The 18,583-nt window shown below is 44.7% G+C and carries 13 protein-coding genes; 2 read left to right on the top strand and 11 right to left on the bottom strand.

The window, feature by feature from the left end:
* Positions 1-86 precede the first annotated feature (86 nt).
* Positions 87-1,412, bottom strand: coding sequence for an ABC transporter substrate-binding protein (locus tag GPK58_RS05410; protein ID WP_015527223.1), 1,326 nt, complete (start codon positions 1,410-1,412; stop codon positions 87-89).
* 285 nt (positions 1,413-1,697) lie between these two features.
* Between GPK58_RS05410 and GPK58_RS05405 the strand changes: the two genes are divergently transcribed.
* Both GPK58_RS05405 and GPK58_RS05400 read left to right on the top strand, forming a co-directional pair.
* A complete protein-coding gene (locus GPK58_RS05405) occupies positions 1,698-3,500 on the top strand; it encodes a sensor histidine kinase (RefSeq protein ID WP_092068390.1) in 1,803 nt (600 codons plus the stop codon).
* A gap of 4 nt (positions 3,501-3,504) precedes the next feature.
* Positions 3,505-4,272, top strand: coding sequence for a response regulator transcription factor (locus GPK58_RS05400; protein ID WP_092068395.1), 768 nt, complete (start codon positions 3,505-3,507; stop codon positions 4,270-4,272).
* A gap of 98 nt (positions 4,273-4,370) precedes the next feature.
* Here the strand turns inward: GPK58_RS05400 and GPK58_RS05395 are convergent, their stop codons facing one another.
* The 10 genes from GPK58_RS05395 to GPK58_RS05350 form a co-directional block, all read right to left on the bottom strand.
* Positions 4,371-6,473, bottom strand: a complete 2,103-nt coding sequence (locus tag GPK58_RS05395; protein ID WP_092068398.1) for a HelD family protein — start codon at positions 6,471-6,473, stop codon at positions 4,371-4,373.
* A 5-nt stretch (positions 6,474-6,478) separates the two neighbouring features.
* Positions 6,479-6,799, bottom strand: coding sequence for a putative heavy metal-binding protein (locus tag GPK58_RS05390; RefSeq protein WP_015527228.1), 321 nt, complete (start codon positions 6,797-6,799; stop codon positions 6,479-6,481).
* A 157-nt stretch (positions 6,800-6,956) separates the two neighbouring features.
* Complete coding sequence (locus GPK58_RS05385; RefSeq protein WP_092068401.1) at positions 6,957-9,326, bottom strand: glycoside hydrolase family 31 protein; 2,370 nt, start codon at positions 9,324-9,326, stop codon at positions 6,957-6,959.
* A gap of 172 nt (positions 9,327-9,498) precedes the next feature.
* Complete coding sequence (locus tag GPK58_RS05380; protein ID WP_092068404.1) at positions 9,499-10,368, bottom strand: AraC family transcriptional regulator; 870 nt, start codon at positions 10,366-10,368, stop codon at positions 9,499-9,501.
* A gap of 104 nt (positions 10,369-10,472) precedes the next feature.
* Complete coding sequence (locus GPK58_RS05375; RefSeq protein WP_110103239.1) at positions 10,473-10,766, bottom strand: hypothetical protein; 294 nt, start codon at positions 10,764-10,766, stop codon at positions 10,473-10,475.
* Positions 10,767-10,890: 124 nt separating this feature from the next.
* Positions 10,891-12,042 carry an aminotransferase class V-fold PLP-dependent enzyme gene (locus tag GPK58_RS05370; RefSeq protein WP_110103240.1) on the bottom strand — a complete coding sequence of 384 codons (1,152 nt, stop codon included), beginning with the start codon at positions 12,040-12,042 and terminating at the stop codon, positions 10,891-10,893.
* A 4-nt stretch (positions 12,043-12,046) separates the two neighbouring features.
* The gene (locus tag GPK58_RS05365; protein ID WP_092068733.1) at positions 12,047-13,414 is read right to left on the bottom strand and encodes a hypothetical protein; all 1,368 of its coding nucleotides are present in this window, start codon (positions 13,412-13,414) and stop codon (positions 12,047-12,049) included.
* 397 nt (positions 13,415-13,811) lie between these two features.
* Positions 13,812-15,644, bottom strand: a complete 1,833-nt coding sequence (locus tag GPK58_RS05360; RefSeq protein WP_015527233.1) for an ABC transporter ATP-binding protein — start codon at positions 15,642-15,644, stop codon at positions 13,812-13,814.
* Positions 15,641-17,803, bottom strand: a complete 2,163-nt coding sequence (locus GPK58_RS05355) for an ABC transporter ATP-binding protein (protein ID WP_215638333.1) — start codon at positions 17,801-17,803, stop codon at positions 15,641-15,643. Before GPK58_RS05355 ends, GPK58_RS05360 begins: the two co-directional genes overlap by 4 nt.
* Entirely contained in the window at positions 17,796-18,314 is a 519-nt protein-coding gene (locus tag GPK58_RS05350; RefSeq protein ID WP_021651325.1) for a MarR family winged helix-turn-helix transcriptional regulator, read from the bottom strand. Before GPK58_RS05350 ends, GPK58_RS05355 begins: the two co-directional genes overlap by 8 nt.
* Between the last annotated feature and the right edge of the window lie 269 nt (positions 18,315-18,583).

Here is an 18,583-nt window from a genome sequence, read left to right as displayed (position 1 = left end):
ACAGAAAGCACCTCCTGTTTTAAGTTAAAACAGAGCCGGCAAATACCGGCTCTGCCTTCGGGTCAACTAGTTTTAATTTCTGTTATTTATTTCCAGTTCTCGTCGCCTACAGTTTTTGCTGCCTCAGCACGGTTGGTATCCATGTTCTTAAGAACATCGTTTGCTTCCATCTCGCCCTGGCAGAATGCAACCATATCCTGACCAAACTGTGTCCAGTAATCGTTTGTATATTTTGTACCTGTCTGAAGTGTTACAACAGCCTTCTTGTCATCCGGAACTGTTTTAAGGAACTCCTGCTCCTCCGGCAGCCAGTGCTGCTCAAGCTTGTCATCGTTAACGTCAAGGTTTGTGTATGCCGGAGAGTTGTCAAGAATTTCCTGAAGGCTCTCTGTTGTTGTAACGAAGTTGAAAAACTCTTTTACAAGATCCTCATGCTCTGTTCCCTTGTAACCAAACATTGTCGGGCCGGAGTTGCTGCTTGGATACCAGGTATTGTCGCCAAGTGGCTCAAGGAACATTCCAAACTCATCAGATGTGCCTGTGTCTTCCTGGATCTGTTTGATGAAACTGGAATTTGCAAGTGCCATTGCACAGTTTCTGTCACCAAATTCGTTGGACATGTTTGTACTGTCTGTTCCGATCCAGTCTTCTCCGAAGTATCCTGCATCAGAGAGTTCTTTGAACTCATTCAGAACTTCAAGCATCTTCTCGTTATCTGCAAATGTTGCTTTGTTTTCATTTAATTCGTCATATAGACCAGGTGTTGCTTCTTCATAAACGCCGCCGATCTGGAAAAATGCCAGCTGATGCTGCCATCCATCTGCACCAGGCATGAACCAAGGTGTGATTCCTGCATCCTGGATCTTACCGCAGAGTTCTTTCAGCTCATCATATGTTGTCGGTACTTCCCAGCCGTTCTCTTCGAACAGTGTCTTGTTGTAAACCATTACATACTCCGGAGATGCGTTCCAGATCTGAAGTCCGTACAGTTTGTCATTGTATACGCAGGACTCTTTTCTTGTCTCCGGCATAACATTCTCCCAGGAAGCTCCTGTAAAGTCGATGCAGTATTTCTCAGGATCAACGATGGTAGATTCAATTGCAAACGGGTTGGACTGGATCCAGAAGATATCTGCACAGGAATCTGTAGCAAGTTTGGACTGAAGAAGATCTGAATACTGATCAGCCGGAATCGTCTGAAGGTCTACGGTAACATCGTAGGTATCCTCAAAACGTTTAATTGTCTCATCGTAACGATTGTCCATCCATCCTGCTGAAACCAGGATGCTGAGCTCCTCGCCTGCGAAATCGCTCTTCTCATCCGCTGCAGATACGTTCACTGCAAGTCCTGTCGTCATGGAAGCGATCATTGCTGCTGCACAGGCTACTGCCAGAAATCTCTTTCTTTTCATTAATGTTTCCTCCTTTTTTTGAACTGATTTTTCGTTCTCTCTTGATGATATTAGTTTATCATCTGATCATTTTAAAAGCCATGGATATTCCTGCCCTGTATTTGTACTTTTTTCACAGTTCATTATACTTTTTTCATATTTTCCGTAACTATACACAAGTTTCTATTGACATTTTCAAGCACTATTTCAGAATTACATTTTTACGGTTTGTACTTTTTTTACAAATGTGCTATACTTTTAGCCAATGTTTTGCACGACCATTTCACACACAGGGGGCTTACCAATATGAAAACACGCAGTCTGCAGTCCAAACTTTTTATCGCCTATCTTGGCATGGCCTGCCTGATCCTTTTTTCTTTTGCCATATTCTTTTATGTTTTTGCATCCGGGCAGCTGAAGAAAAGCCAGATCAGTGCCATGAGCACCTTAAATTCCACATTTCAGTCCCAGGTAGACTCTGCAATCCAGAATCTTGACACTGTATCTGTAAACATCAATTACAGCAACATGTCGAAATCCGTTCTCGACCAGAAATTTGACCTTAATATTTCCGATGAAATGCTTTCTGCCATGTCCGATCTTTTTATCTCCTTAAGCGGCACCGAATTGAAAGCTGATCAGGTAAATCTTTATGATTTCTCCGGATATGTGCTCCAGGCCGGCCTTTCCACCATGGTCAAAAAAAGCGACGACTCTCATAATGAATGGATCCAGAAAGCCCGTGAAGCCAACGGAAAAAAAGTCCTGACAGCTCCTTACAGCACTTACGTCTATTCCAAATCTGCCCGCTATCCCCAGTGGTTCATCTCCCTGTACCGCTCCTTCACCAACCAGTACGGCCGTGGTGTCGGCGTGATTGAAACCGCTAAACAATGTAAATCCATCTTTAAGAGCATCATTTCCTATGAGAAAAAAAATCACGGAAACGCTGCCAGTGTCTATGTTTTCAATGATTCCGGCGATCTTATCTATCCTTATGATATCACAGCCGACGATGCCAATGATATTTCAAAATATTACAAACTTACTGATTCTGACCAGGATACCCTTACCGTACAGAGTCCCGTCACAGATCAGAAAGAATACGTCTCCAGACTGAATTCCGCATATACAGGCTACACTTATCTGACTATCCAGCCGGAATCTGTGATCCTTGCCCCTGTATACAAAATGCTGAAGATCCTTCTGGCTGTTGTTGCTGCTTTTCTTGCCGCAGCAGTAATCGTTTCCTACAGGCTTTCCCGTTCTGTAGTAAAACCGGTGAAACACCTGAAGCACATTATCCAACGTATGGAACTGGACACTCTCGGCCAGGAAAAAGTCACTTCCTATCCGGTTTCCGTCAATGAACTGGAAGAACTGTATCAGGCATTCCAGCTGATGAGCGATAACCTAAAAGATTCCATGACTCAGCTTAACGAAGCCAAGGAGCAGGAAATGAAAGCACGCAGCATGGCTTTGCAGAGTCAGATTAATCCTCATTTTTATTACAACTCTCTTTCCAGCATTATGGTGCTTGCAGAAAACGGAGATACGGATACCGTGGAAAAAATGTGCCGCAATCTTTCCAGGATCATGCGTTATATTACCAATACTGCTGAAACAACTGTAACACTCCGCGAAGAGCTTGATTATGTCCAGAAATATCTCTACTGCATGAAGGTCCGCTACCAGTCCAGTCTGAATTATTCCATTGATGTGGATGAATCTCTTCTGGATCAGCCGGTTCCGAAGCTGATCATCCAGCCTATTGTGGAAAACGCTATCAAATATGGTTCTGACTGCGAACCGCCATGGACTATCACAATCAGCAGTACAATAAACCAAAACAGCTGGCAGATCGATGTTACAGACACCGGACCGGGATTCACTGAAAAAGCCAAGAAAAAAATAAATTCAGATATCATGAATGCCATTCGAAATCCCGGCATGCCTGCTTTGAAGATCAACGGTCTTGGCACTGTCAATGTATTTCTCCGCTGGAAACTCTTCTGCAAAGATGACATCATTTTCAGGTATGGAAATACAGCGGACGGCCACGGAATTGTTTCTATTGGACGGTATTTTCAGACAGATGCGGAGGAATAATACTATGAACTATACTGTTATTGTGGCAGAAGATGAAGAACTTCTTCTGAATAATCTGGTACATAAGATTGAAAAAGCAGATCCTGATTTTCAGGTGATCGGCACAGCACAGACAGGTGCACAGGCCCTCTCGCTGGTGGAACAGATGAGCCCGGATGTGGTATTTACGGATATCAAGATGCCCGTCATGGACGGAATCACCCTGCTCACCAGGATCCGTGATCAGTTTCCCTTTACGAAATTTGTGATCACCAGCGGATTTTCTGATTTTGAATACGCAAAAAAAGCCATCACGCTGAAGGTTTCTGATTACCTTCTGAAGCCTGTAGATCCGGACGAACTCCAAAATGTTCTCCTTAAGATCAAACAGGAACTTCAGATCAAACGTGATGACTACGAAACCGTATTCGCCCCAGGTGCTTCCTGCATGTCACCGGGACAGATTGCAGAGCTTCTCAAGAACTTCATGGTACAGAATTATGCAGAGGATATCAACCTGAACCTGATTGCAGGAACCATGAACTACAGTCCCAGCTACCTGACCAAAATCTTCTGTCAGGTCTATGACTGCACCCCTACCAAATATCTGATCAATCTCCGGATGAGCCATGCACAGAAGCTGCTGATCCATGAGCCTTCCCTTTCTGTAAAACAGATCGGTGAAATGTGCGGCTATCACGACCAGGGATATTTCAGCAGGATCTTTAAGAAACATACAGGGAAAAGCCCTCTGGAATATAAAGATGAGGGAGAGCGCCAGCAGATCAGTTAATAAATTTTCCAGGTATATATAAACAAAAAAGTCATTTCACGACGTCCGGTTATGCTCTGTTCCCAAAGCATCCGGCTTCTGAAATGACTTTTTATATTTTATTTCACAACTTCATACATATACAATTCATGAAGAGCTCTCGTCGCCGCAATATATCTCGCCCGCTCCACGATCGGACTTCGGTCTTCCCCAGGAAATACAGAAAATACTTGATCAAACTCCAGCCCCTTTGCCATGTAGAATGTTGTGACAGTCAGGCCTTTTTGGAAGTTTGTGCTGTCTCTGTGAAGAAGGGACAAACGCTCCTTGGTATCAAAGCCTTCTGCTTCCAGCTTCTCCTTCAGAATGTAGTAAGTTTCCCTTGCTTCATCTGCAGTTCTTGCGATCACTGCTGCTGTTTCATATGAAATAATATCTTCAACACCTTCATCTGCATTCTCAGCTATGACTGCCTGCTTCTCAAGCCGCAGCTCTCTCACTACGCTCTCCAGTGCCTCCTCAAGCCCCGGAAATTCTTTTTCCACAACAGGTTTTCCATGACGTTCAAAAAGCTCCACTTCCGTAATTCCCGCCAGTTTATTGGCATAAGACGCAATCTCAACAGTATTACGGTAGCTCTTGTTCATCACGATCCTGCGTATATCTTTTCCAAAGATCTTAGGCAGAAATGTCAGCACATCCTGTTGCTCGCCGTCCATAGTCTGTTCTCTGTCCCCAAGAATAGTCATCCTACATTTAAAGAGTCTCTGAATGATCAGATACTGGATCATGGAATAATCCTGCATCTCATCCACGATCAGATGGCGCACACCGGAATCCTCCTGCTGAGTTTCCAGCCGATATTTCAGATACAAAACCGGATACACATCCTCATAGCGCAGCTTTCTTTTTTCATACTGAACCTGTGGAAGAGAAGGAAAACCTTCCTGTCTCAGGAAACGGTTGTACAGCACATAGAGATCTCTTGTCTCATACATCCTGTAGAAACGGCTCTTCACAGCCTCCCTTTCCTCATCCGGAAGATCGAATCCCTTAAGAGTCTCCACCTCATCAATGAAATATTCTGCTACTGCATCCATTCTGGAAAGCAGCGGGATATCCATGAATTTAAAGTAAAAAAGCTCTATGATCTCCTGCTCTTTTTTGACCACGCCTCTGTGTTCCACATCACGGAAGTTCATAAGGCTGTCCTCAAGCTCCACCAGATATCCTTCCATACGATCCAGAAAATCCCGTGACAGTTTCTCTTTCAGAAGCTTTTCATCGCATAATCCTGCAATCTGACGCTCGATCAGATCATATCTATCTTCACAGTCAGAAACAACATTTTTCAGTCTCTTGTATGCAAAAAGGTCAAAGCTCATCTCCCGGATATTCTCCTCGCCAAGCTCCGGCAGGATATGGGAAATATAGTCCGAGAACACCCCATTCGGTGAAAGCACCAGCACAGAAGAAGATTTCAGATTTTTCCTGTCATGATACAGGAGATAAGCGATCCTGTGCAGGGCAATGGAAGTCTTTCCGCTTCCTGCTGCTCCCTGGATCACCATGATACGATCCGAAGTGTTTCGGATGATCGCATTCTGCTCCTTCTGGATCGTGCGGATAATATTCTTCAGCTGTACATCACCGTTGCTTCCAAGCTCTGCCTTCAGGATCTCATCGTCGATCTTCACATCACTCTCAAACTCATAGATCATTTTTCCACCGCGGATCTTGTACTGCCACTTGGCAGCAATATCCCCGTGGATCTCGCCAAGCGGAGCCTGGTAGGAAGCCGGTCCCTTGTCAAAATCATAGAACAGTCCGGACACAGGTGCTCTCCAGTCATAGATCAGCGGAAGTCCGCCGTTCTCCTCAGCCAGGTTCGCAATTCCGATATAAAATATCTCCGGCTCATCTTCTCCTTCATAGCAGAAATCCACCCTTCCGAAAAACGGTGAATCCATCATCTTCCTGAATCTCCGACGCAGTTCGATCTTCTCATTGCTGGCATTGATCTCATGGAGAAGTGCCTGCTGGTTATCAAAATTCTCATATCCGTACTGGTCCATCTCTGTATAGTTTTCCCAGTAGTACTCATGCATACCTTCGATTTCTTTCTGTCCGGCCTCTATGGATTCATCCAGCTGTGCGATCCTGTGCTTTAATGACTCTGTCACATGTGAAAGGTATTCACGTCCGTTTTTTACCGCTGCCATAAGCCTTAATCCACCACTACAGCAGTTCCGCTTGCTGTTACCATCAGCATTCCATTATCTGCACCAAGCACTTCGTAGTCAATATCCACACCGATCACTGCATTAGCTCCCATTGCACCTGCACGCTGCTCCAGCTCTGCCAGGGCTTCTCCTCTGGCTTTCTGAAGTTCTTCCTCATAACCGGCGCTTCTGCCGCCAAAGAAATTCCGAAGACCTGCTCCAAGATCTTTCATGAAATTTACTCCTGTGATCACTTCTCCGAATGCGATTCCTTTATATTCACGGATTGCTCTTCCCTCTACAGATGGCGTTGTTGTTATGATCATGGTAAAATCCTCCCGTTTCTGTTGTTTTTTCTCAGGCATAAAAATGCCTTATTACAGAATTATACCCGAAAGCCGTCACGATGTATAGAGTAAAAAAAGGCTGCCCAAAGAGATGCCAGGCACCTTTTCAGACAGTCTTTCCTTATTATCGATTATTTTATTTTACAACTTCAGTCACGTAGGAAACTTCTTCCATTCCCGGATAACTTCCCTGACGCCCGCCAACAGTCAGAGTTCCTGTTTTATCATCCCAGGTAAGCTCTGTTGTTGCATAAGCACCGTTTTCAAAATTGTAGTTATTTCCCTCATCCTCATAAATAGTGAACTTGCAGTCTTCACCTGGATATACCATAAGTTTCACCGGCTCCTCCGGTTTCTGGGATGCATAAACAAGTCCCTCTGCAACAGGAAGGATACTTCCTACTTTTACAAAGATCGGCATCCGGTCGATCGGAGCATCTACGGTTACGTACTGGCCGCCTTCATACTCCTTGTTTGTCCAGTAATCGTACCATTTCGTACCTGCCGGGAGATAGCATTTCCATGTTTTCTCTCTATGGAGCTCAGTACTCTCCGGTCCGTAATACATCGGCTCTGTAACAGCACAGATCAGAAGGGACGGTCCGAACATAAACTCATTCTCAACCTTGCGTGCTTCTTTATCCTCCGGGAAGTCAAAGAGAAGGCTTCTCATAATCGTATAATCATTAAAATGTACAGCACCTGCAAGGGAATAAATATACGGCATCAGATGATAACGGAGCTTGATAAACTTCTCGATGGCATCATAGAACATGGTTCCTTTTTCACCAAAGTTCCAGATTTCTCTTGGTGTATCAGTTCCATGGGAACGGAACATCGGAAGGAAGGTTCCCATCTCCAGCCATCTTGTATACAGCTCACAGTATCCTTTATCCTTCACACCTTCGTTATATTTGCCCTGCCAGAACCATTTCGGCTCCGGATCTGTGTTGCAGCCGCATCCACGGTTCTGCCACTTATCAGCAACTGTAAAGAAAGCGCCGATATCCAGTGTCCAGTATGGATATCCACTCAGTCCCATATTCAGGCCTTCCACGATCTGTGTCTTAAGATTATCCCAGGATGCACAGGTATCGCCTGACCACAGCATTGCAGAATATTTCTGGCCGGAAGCATAGCCGGAACGTGTCAGGTTAAGAACTCGTTTCTCTTCTGTAGTTTTTCTCTGATTCTCATAAATTCCCTTTGCATGCATCAGTGCAAAAGCATTGGCAACAGCAGGATCCAGATATTTCTTGTGCTCACCGCCGACAAGCTCATATCTTTCCCATGGCTCTCTCTTTGCTGCACCACTCCAGTCAGGACCGGAAAACGGTTCTGTGGAATCGCACCACCAGGAATCAAAGCCCTGGTCAAAAAGTCCTTCCTGTGCCTGTTTCCAGTACATTTCTCTCGCTTCTTCATTAAAAGCATCATAAGTCGCATAATCATAAAGAAGATGACCAGTCTTAAAAAACTCTGTATGGTTCTTGCCGCCTGCATTCATATTCGGCCATACGGAAACCATGGTATGGGCATTCAGTTTGTGGATTTCCTCCGCACATTCTTTCATATCTCCGTAACGCTTCTGATCCAGGATCTTCTCGCCCCAGTTTCCAGGATCCCAGGTATTCCAGTCCTGTACCACACAGTCAAGCGGAACCCCGATCTTACGGTAGTGGCGAACAATCTCAAGAAGCTCTTTTGCCGTGTAATACTGCTCTTTGGACTGTACATAGCCATAAGCCCATTTCGGCAGCATCTGCGCCTTGCCTGTAAGATAACGGTAATCATGGATGATCTCATCCATAGTATGACCGCCCATAAAATAATAATCGATCTGATCTACAGTATCCAGAAACAGATAGGAATCTTTCAGATCATCATTAAAAGTCATAAGTGAACAGCAGTCAACAAGAATTCCATATCCTTCTGTGGAAACCAAAACCGGCATCGGGATACGCATGTTATGCTGATATAAGTACTGGCAGTGACCTCTGTAATTGTAAATACCTTCCTCTGCCTGGCCAAGCCCATGGATTTCCTCATCCTCTTTCCATGTGAAGAACAGTTTTCCACGATATGCTGTTCTTACTTTCTCAGCTTTCAGATTCTGGATAAAATTCCTCTCACCGTCAACTGTCTTTACACGGTTGATGATCGGCTCCTCATCGCCTGTATTATAGTGGATCACATCTGTTTCAGTCAGTTCCGGTTTCTTCTGGGAAAGCCACTTGCTTCCGTCTGCATGCTTCCAGATGATATCACCGGATGCAGTGTTGATCTCTGCACAAACTTTCACAGTTTTCACAATGATACTTCCTGCATTTTCCTCTGCTGAAAAATCAACCTCAGGATATTCTTTTTTCTCAATGATCAGGGAGTCCTGTGCCTCTTTGATCTCTTTTCCGGAAACGATCATGCGGATGATCTCCTCTGTCACCGGAACCACCCGGTATGTCAGCTTTCCTGCTTCAAACTGTACATAGCTATCTGTTTTAACCATAATTTCCCTTCTCCTTATCTGTCCGGTAAATCAGACATTAATATTCCGTTTCTGATATCGGAGCCTTTCTAATAAAAAAGCTCCGATATCAGGACAAAATTTCTTACTTTTATCCTAACATCGAAGCCTGATTTCCGTCTATGACTTATCCGCTCATGAATTTTAACTATTTTTACTGTTTCTTCTGCTTCTCATCTTTCGGCGGTTTCCCCACGTGTTTTTTGTAAAGTCTGTAAAAATTGGAAATATTATTAAATCCGCATTCCATGGCGATTTCCGTAACATTTTTATCTGTTTCCCGAAGAAGCTCACGCGCATGGTTGATCCTCATCCTTGTGACATAATCGCTGAAACTGATATTTGTCACCTTACGGAAATAAGAAGAAAAATAGTTGGAACTCATATATACGGAAGAAGCAACTTCTTCCAGAGTGATCTTCTCACAGTAATGATCATCTATGTAATTAAAAGCCTGCTCAAGACGCTTCATTGCATTTTTCTTCTCACGGAGCATTTCCCCTGACTTGCTCTCATCCTGATAAGCCCGGATCAGCATGGTAAGGATGCGAAGTACATTCGCCTTGATCATCAGCGGATAGCCTTCTTTTTTCTGCTGCCATTCGTGATAGATCTCCCAGATACTGGAACGGATCTCTCCGCTTACCTCTTCTTCCCTGCCGATACGGTTCTTAAAATTACTTCCTCTCTCAACAAAAGGCTTCAGATATTCCGTATCAAAAATACTCAGCTTTTCGGCCACGAATTCCGGTGAAAAGATCATCACAAGAAGCTTCATGTCTCCACCGATCAGCTTCCATCCATGAGGCTCCACATTATTGAAGATGATGATGTCATCTTCTTCCATTGTATATTCCTGCCCGTTTACAAAATAATTTCCCTTGCCCCCCAACACACAGGTGATCTCGAAATAGCTGTGCCAGTGATAACTTCCAGGCCGACTGTTCTCCGGTGTCAGTTCCACCTCTGAAATCTGAAAAGGAAATTCTTTGTCAAGGGGTATGTTGTCTCTCTCTAATCGCAAATTCTGCCTCCTGTAAACGCAGACACTGTCATCGCATCAGCTGTTTCCGGCAGGACCGGCAGCCTTTCCAGTGTCTTCTTACGCTCACAATATTATAGCAGATATTATTTTTCCATGCAATCTGTGATAGTTCGTTCTAACTCTTCCAGCTGATCTTCGTGCTTCCCATGGACAGCAATGCGGAAATAATCATTACCCTGAATTCCTTTTATCATATAGTAATCGCTGTCAATCTTAAAAAACGGCTGTTTCAGCATATCAAGATATGTGAATCCACCCAATGGTCTCAGCTTCAGAATGAATTCCCGCTCTACCGGTTCATCCAGAAGATAATCCCAGGCAAACCAGCCGGATTCTGCACATTTTTCCCTGGAAGGCTGTTTTCCTATTATTTTCATAATCGTGTATTCCCCTTTCCTTTACAGGCAGATTTCCCGTGGATCTGCTGTCTGCCCTATATGACTGATTCCTGTGATCGTTCTTCGTAATACATCCGTATAAATTTGCTCTGTAACTTGCCTGCTAAATATTCCGTGCCACAGATGCTGCTATTTCCTTCGCAGCTCCTAAAAATTCCTTTATATCCTTCTCCTCCGTAAACCACGAAACACTTACTCTCACAGTTCCGCCCTCTTCTGTTCCCATTGCCTTATGGATCAATGGCGAACAGTGAAGCCCTGAACGGACAATGATCCCATATCCGCTTTCCAGAATATACGCGGCATCCGAAGCTTTCAGTCCCTGAAAATTCAGGCTCATCACAGGTCCTCTGCATACGTCATGGTTTCCGTAGATCCTTACACCCTCTATCTGTTCCAGACCACAATAAAGCATTTCCATCAGACGAGCTTCTTTTTCCATAATTGCCGCAAGTCCTGTCTGCTCAATAAACTCCGCCCCAGCCAGAAGTCCTGTGATTCCCGGCATGTTCTGAGTTCCTACCTCATACTCATAATCTTTGTTCTCGTAGGTAAGCTGTGCGCTGTTTCTTCCGGTTCCCCCATATTTCAGAGGCTTCAGCTCAATTCCGCTCCTGACATAAAATCCGCCGGTTCCCTGAATTCCCATCAGACTTTTGTGGCCTGTAAAAATAAGCGCATCTGCTTCCCATTTATCTGCATCAACAGGGATACAGCCAGCACTCTGCGACACATCCACAATCAGGATCAGTCCATGTCTCTTTACAAATTCCCGGATCATCTCCATATCCTGCACACAGCCTGTCACGTTGGAACAGTGGTTCACGATCAGCACACGGCTGTCCGGTCGTACTGCTGTTTCCAGGGCTTCTTCCGTCACTGTCCCGTTTATCGTACACTTCACTACCAGCACCGGATGTTCTCTCAGCTGTTCCAGATTATATACCGGACGTAGCACACTGTTATGCTCTGTCTGCGTTACCAGGATGCTACTGCCTTTTTCACCATAGTCCAGCCCCCCAAGGACTGTATTCATGCTTTCTGTTGCCCCTGATGTAAAAAATATTCTCTCTGTTTCCCTGATTCCAAGGAGCTGTCCCAGTTTTTCCCGGCAAAGTACTTCCACATCTTTTTTCATGATCGAGCTGCCGCCCCGGAACTGCGAAGCAGGCGTGCCGCTAAGGCACGCCTGCACAGCTTCCAAAACAGCAGGGGGCTTCGGCCAGGAAGTTGCCCCGTTGTTCAGATATATCATCCAATCATCCTTCCAGAATATTGAAGTTCATAATTTTTGCAATCTTCTTGATCATCTTTGTGTAATCACCGAAGATCAGCACCTGATGATGTCCGAATCCTGCAAGATTGTGCATGAATTCTCTTGCATCGTCCATCTGGATGTAGTAGAACGGACTGCAGTATGTATCTGCATATTCAGAACGGATAACCTTGCCTTTCTTGATGCACATGGTATCGCCTGCCGGATTGAAACGTCCAAGTGTGATATAATCATCATCGTTCTCTGTGAAGTCAACCTGCAGTTTTCCACCGAATCCCTGGCCTGTGAATGCCCAGAGTTTGTATGCCAGCGGTTTTGTTCCATAACCGTTCATCTGAAGAGCCGGTACTGCATGGTGGATGCGGAGAAGCTCGTCTGTCTCGTGGTTCGGGTTACCCATGAATGCCGGACGTTTTCCGGCATACTGCATGATTAGCATGGCCATCAGTGCATTAAGATCTTCCTCACATCCGCTTGGAATTCCCTCGTCTTTCATGATGGAATGGCACATACATGGTGTGAATTTACGGTTCTGCGGGATTTCTGTTGTACAGAGCTCATGACATGCGGTTGAGAAAGCGTTGCAGTCATAAATATCCATCATCTTTTTGGCAGCCAGATAATATTTCACGTCATTGATAAACCAGTCTGTGTTTACCTGTGTATCGGTAGATCCTGCAATGATCTTATCTGCAATCGGTTTTGCTTCCTCATCTGTGATCTCATCCATATATTTGAAAATGGATGTAAATGGAAGCTTCACCACTTCAACTCCGTAACGCTGACGAAGGATCTCCGGATCGCGGATCAGACTCTGAATTCCGAATGTAGGCTGAGATCCTGCTGTCAGTACAAGCGCCCTTGTATTGCGAACTGCTTTTCTTACCCAGAGAATATGCATGATCTCATTCACATCCTGAAGATCCATACATACATATGCCTCTACTCCGATGGAACGGCAGTATGCTGCAAAATCAATTCCTTCGTTTCCGTTCTGCCAGATAACGACCGGCTTTCCGAAACGCTCAAGCTTAGGAATTCTCCATCCCATGCAGAGGAAGCAATCGATCTCATCAACATCCTCTCCGATTTTTGCAAAAAGGTCTTTATCTACAACAAAAGACTCATTATAGCGGACATCCACAGGCTCCGTGAATTCTACCTCATCAATAACCCCTTGTAATCCCTTAACTGAATTTTTGAACGCCTCATCAGCTGCTTTTGTCTCAGCTTCAACAGTCATATCCTCTTTATGTCCGGCACGACATGGTCCCTCCCAGAAATGTGTATGTGTCAGACATCCAACCAACGGTTTTACTACAAGTTTCATATCCATTGCTTTCTGTTTCATAATAAAAATACCTCTCTTCTCTTTAACATTCCGCATTTTCCAGTTTGTAGTTTTTCCACACACTCGATATATCCTATTATACTGTATGAATCATGGAATTCCTCTTTATTCTTCCGAACAGACTGTACTTTCTTACGATTTTGTGCTATTTCCATATAATTTATATTATTATTCCCATCATTTTTATATGAATTATACAATATTTATTCACCACATTAACCTGAAAAAAATCCGCAAAAAAAAGCACCGGAAACGTGGCCGATCCGTTTTTCGGATGGAAGTACATTTCCGGTGCTGTAATCCTGCCCAATACTCAGGTTATCTTATGCCTGTGCCTCTTTCAGCAAAGCAGACATTCGGAATCCGCTTCGCTACTTCCTCATGAACAAAAACAGGATTATGCCTGTTTTTGTTCAAACTGACTGTTATACAGATCCGCATAGAAGCCCTTCCGTGCCAGCAGCTCTTCATGATCTCCCTGCTCAATGATATCTCCGTCCTTCATCACCAGGATCAGATCTGCATCCTTAATGGTAGAAAGTCTGTGGGCGATAACAAAGCTGGTTCTGCCCTTCATCAGGTTATCCATAGCCTTCTGGATCTGCATTTCTGTTCTTGTATCAACGGAAGATGTGGCCTCATCCAGAATCAGGATCTTATTGTCTGCCAGGATCGCTCTTGCAATGGTAAGCAACTGCTTCTGCCCCTGAGAAACATTACTGGTCTCCTCATCCAGGACCATCTGATAGCCGCCGGGCTGCTGCATGATAAAGTTGTGGATATGGGCCGCTTTTGCTGCTGCGATCACCTCTTCATCCGTTGCGTCCAGTCTTCCATAGCGGATATTTTCCATAATGGTTCCGGAAAACAGCCAAGTGTCCTGCAACACCATTCCGAACATCTCACGGAGATTGCTGCGGTTGAAGTTCCGGATATCATGTCCGTCAACCTTGATGCTTCCGCCATTTACATCATAAAAACGCATCAGCAGCTTTACGATCGTCGTTTTTCCTGCACCTGTAGGTCCTACAATGGCGATCTTCTGACCGTCATGCACATCTGCGGAAAAATCATTTACAATGATCTTATCCGGATTATAACCGAATTTCACATGCTCAAACTGTACATTTCCTTCCAGTCCCTCAATGGAATCCGGGTTCTCCGGCTGAAGTTCTTCCTCCGGCTCCTCAAGAAATTCAAATACCCGCTCAGAAGCTGCCGCCGAGGACTGCAGAAGGTTTGTAACCTGGGCGATCTGCTGGATCGGCTGTGTAAAGTTACGGATATACTGGAAGAAGGACTGGATATCTCCAACCTCGATAGTTCCTTTGATGGCAAAAATCCCTCCGAGAAGTGCCACCATCACATATCCCAGATTTCCCACAAACTGCATGATCGGCATCATCATTCCGGAAAAGAACTGTGACTTCCATGCAGACTCATAAAGCTTCTGGTTGTCATGCTCAAATTCCTTCAGCGCATCCTGCTCTTTGTTGAATACTCTTACCACATCATGGCCGCCGAAATTTTCCTCAACCTGACCATTTACTTTTCCCAGATACTCCTGCTGTGCCTGGAAATATTTCTGGGAGTGTTTCATTACTTTATTAATGATAAGCATGGAAACCGGCAGGATCAGCACTGCTGCCAGTGTCATCCACACGTTGATGGAAAGCATCATGATAAATACACCGATCAGTGTTGTTACGGATGTGATCAGCTGTGTCATGCTCTGGTTGATGCTCATCTGCAGGGTATCCACATCATTTGTCACCCTGGAAAGGATCTCACCGTTTGTTCTGCTCTCGAAATAATTCATTGGCAGACGGTTGATCTTCTTTGAAATATCCTTTCGGAGATTGTATGTAACATCATTGGAGATCCCCGTCATGACAAATCCCTGGATCAGGGAAAAGCATGCACTTGCCACATACAGTCCCAAAGTCCACAGAAGGATCATTCCGATCTTACCGAAATCAATACCGCCTGTACCGTTTACCTTAGCAACCAGACCATTGAACAGCTCTGTGGTAGCTTTTCCAAGTATCTTCGGGCCTGCAATATTAAACGCTGTACCTGCCACTGCAAAGATAAACATCAGGATAAAACGAAATTTATATCTGCCCATATAGCCAAAGAGCTTTTTCATGGAGTCTTTGAAGTCCTTGGCCTTCTCTGTTGGCTGCATTCCGTGTCCGCCCATCGGACCTCTTCTTCTCTGCTGACTCATGCCAATTCCTCCTCTGATAACTGACTCATGGCAATCTGGCGATATACCTCGCAGGACTTCATCAGCTCCTTATGGCTTCCGATCCCTGCCATATGTCCATCGTCCAGTACAAGGATCTTATCTGCATTTAAGATCGTACTGATACGCTGTGCCACGATAATGGTTGTTGCTTCTTTTGTATGTTCTTTCAGCGCTTTTCGAAGTGTGCTGTCTGTTTTGAAATCCAGTGCGGAAAAGCTGTCATCAAAGATAAAGATCTCCGGATCTTTTGCGATAGCTCTGGCAATGGAAAGCCTCTGCTTCTGTCCACCGGAAACATTGCTTCCTCCCTGTGCGATCGGAGTCTTATATCGCTCCGGCTTGGTGTCGATAAACTCCGTAGCCTGTGCAACCTCTGCTGCTTTTTTCACTGCATCTTCCGAAATCTCTGTCTTTCCGTAACGGATATTGGAATCAATGGTTCCTGAGAAAAGTACACCCTTCTGCGGAACATAACCGATCCTGTCACGGACATCCTTCTGTGTCATTTTCCGGACATCCACGCCATCCACTTTCACAGATCCTTCTGTTGCATCATAGAAACGCGGGATCAGATTGATCAGTGTACTCTTACCGCTTCCTGTACTTCCGATGATCGCTACTGTCTCACCTTTTTCTGCCTTGAAGGAAATGTCTGTGATAACATTCTCTCCTGCCTCCGGATATGCGAAGCTTACATGATCAAATTCTACAGTCCCCTTCACATCCTGGGAAGGCTGTACCGGATCCTCCGGATCCTGGACACTGACTTCTGTCTCAAGCACCTCGTTGATACGGCGTGCAGATACATTTGCTCTCGGCAGCATGATAGACATTGCTGTGATCATCAAAAATGACATGATGATCTGCATTGCATACTGGATAAACGCCATAACATCACCAACCTGCATGCTTCCGCTGTCTACTGCATAAGAACCGCTGTAGATGGTCAGTACGGAAACTGCGTTCATGATCAGCATCATCACCGGCATCATAAATGTCATACAACGGTTTACAAAGAGGTTTGTCTTCGTCAGAGTGATATTTGCATTCTCAAAACGCTCCTCCTCGTGTTTCTCCCGGCTGAATGCACGGATAACCGGAATACCGGTAAGGATTTCTCTTGTTACCAGGTTCAGCTTATCTACCATGGTCTGCAGGGCTGTAAATTTCGGCATTGCGATCCTGAACAGCATTGCCATAAATGCCATGATCAGTACAATGGCCACCCCAAGGATCCATGTCATGGAGGAATCTCTCTGAAGCACGCGGATCACACCACCGATTCCAAGGATCGGCGCGTAAAGCACGATACGGAACATCATAGCCATTACCTGCTGGATCTGCTGGATATCGTTCGTGCATCGTGTAATCAGGGATGCTGTTGAAAACTTATGGTACTCTCTGCTGGAAAAACCTATGACTTTGTTATAAACCAGCCCACGGAGATCATGTCCCATAGATGCAGCAACTCTGGATGAAAGAAATACCACACATACTGCAGCCATCATGGTGACCAGTGCCATCAGCACCATGCGGATACCTGTTGACTTCATATAATCCATCTGTATGGCATCCACATCTTCACCCATAGCTTCATATTCTACACGAACATAGGAAACACCTGCCTGTGTGATGATGGATTCCTGCATCTTGTCGATCTTTTCTCCGACCTGGTCCTTCATAGCAGCCAAAGCCTCTGCCGGCATCTGAGAAAGAGCCGCCAGTGGATCCGTCCCTTCCGGGATTCCCATTTTTGCAAGAGCTGCCTTTGATTCCTCACTGTCGGACGTCAGAGTAGAAACGATCACCATCGGTTTGCCGAAGATATCGTTGAGTTCTTCTCTGTCTTCTTTGGAGATTTTATCCTTTAATACCAGATCATCTCCCTCTTCCTCATAAAATCCATCCACAGTTTTCGCATCATCCTCTTCCATAAACAGCTTCAGACTGTCCATAGACGTCTTTCTGATCTTCTCAGGAACACTGTCTTCAATACCGTTCTGCTGAATTCCCACATTAATGATATTTGATGTGTAATTCGGCAGAGACAGATCACAGTATGCCTGAAGAAAAAGAAGCGCAATGATGAGTACGATGTAACCTGCAGATCGTTTCAGATATTTCATCAGTTTAATCACGTTTCTGTTCCTTCCTTTCTGTCATTTCATCCGGATGAAGCTTTTCTATGGCTTCCTCCGGCTGGATCTTTTCGATATTTACAAGGATCTGCTCCAGAAATCTCCGAAGCAGGCACTGTTCCGCCTCACTGAAGCCTTCCATCATCACAGCCTCATTTTTATGGATCCGTTCCAGTGCTTTTGCCTTGATTTCCTTTCCCTTTTCTGTCATGTAGATCCTGGTCACACGCTGGTCCTTTTCATCCGGTTTCTTATAAAGAAAGCCTGCTTTCTCCAGTCTCTGTATCGATACATTTACCGTAGGCGGCTTGATATGCAGGATCTTTGCAATTTCCCGCTGACTCAGGCCATCCCTTCCGGACACAAGCCCCAGAACCGGTATCTGTCCCGGATAAATCCCAAGCTCCTGCATCTGACCAAAGCATTTCGTCATAAAATAACGGTCTACCTTCATAAACAGAGATAAAAAGCTGCTCTGCCTTTCTTTCTCATCTTCCTCCTTACAAAACACGCTGTCACTCCTCTCTCATCCGATCAGACACCTGCTCTTTGTTAATGATATACGAAGCAGTGATCTTCTTTTTTAATTAGTCGGCTAACTATATATAATATACATCTGCACAAAAAATGCAACTGGTTTTTGTAAATTTTACACTTTTTTAAGATTTACAGCTTCTTTAATTTCCACCTGAAATCTATTAATTAATTTGTCAAGCTAATTTATTTTCTGCTGTTTTTCCTATTTTTTTCGCAAAAAAAATACCCGCTTCGTTTTTTTAT

It is taken from the genome of Blautia sp. MCC270, from assembly GCF_018785605.1.
Classification (GTDB): Bacteria; Bacillota; Clostridia; order Lachnospirales; family Lachnospiraceae; genus Blautia_A; species Blautia_A fusiformis.
The sequence above is the reverse complement of the archived record's forward strand: the minus strand, read 5'-3'. Positions and strand labels throughout refer to the sequence as shown.

Bases quoted from the DNA above. Each gene is read 5' to 3' on its own strand.
- GPK58_RS05370 (WP_110103240.1), bottom strand. From the start codon at position 12,042: ATGATATATCTGAACAACGGGGCAACTTCCTGGCCGAAGCCCCCTGCT.
- GPK58_RS05390 (WP_015527228.1), bottom strand. From the start codon at position 6,799: ATGATCATAACAACAACGCCATCTGTAGAGGGAAGAGCAATCCGTGAA.
- GPK58_RS05405 (WP_092068390.1), top strand. From the start codon at position 1,698: ATGAAAACACGCAGTCTGCAGTCCAAACTTTTTATCGCCTATCTTGGC.
- GPK58_RS05375 (WP_110103239.1), bottom strand. From the start codon at position 10,766: ATGAAAATAATAGGAAAACAGCCTTCCAGGGAAAAATGTGCAGAATCC.
- GPK58_RS05365 (WP_092068733.1), bottom strand. From the start codon at position 13,414: ATGAAACAGAAAGCAATGGATATGAAACTTGTAGTAAAACCGTTGGTT.
- GPK58_RS05400 (WP_092068395.1), top strand. From the start codon at position 3,505: ATGAACTATACTGTTATTGTGGCAGAAGATGAAGAACTTCTTCTGAAT.
- GPK58_RS05385 (WP_092068401.1), bottom strand. From the start codon at position 9,326: ATGGTTAAAACAGATAGCTATGTACAGTTTGAAGCAGGAAAGCTGACA.
- GPK58_RS05395 (WP_092068398.1), bottom strand. From the start codon at position 6,473: ATGGCAGCGGTAAAAAACGGACGTGAATACCTTTCACATGTGACAGAG.
- GPK58_RS05360 (WP_015527233.1), bottom strand. From the start codon at position 15,644: ATGAGTCAGCAGAGAAGAAGAGGTCCGATGGGCGGACACGGAATGCAG.
- GPK58_RS05410 (WP_015527223.1), bottom strand. From the start codon at position 1,412: ATGAAAAGAAAGAGATTTCTGGCAGTAGCCTGTGCAGCAGCAATGATC.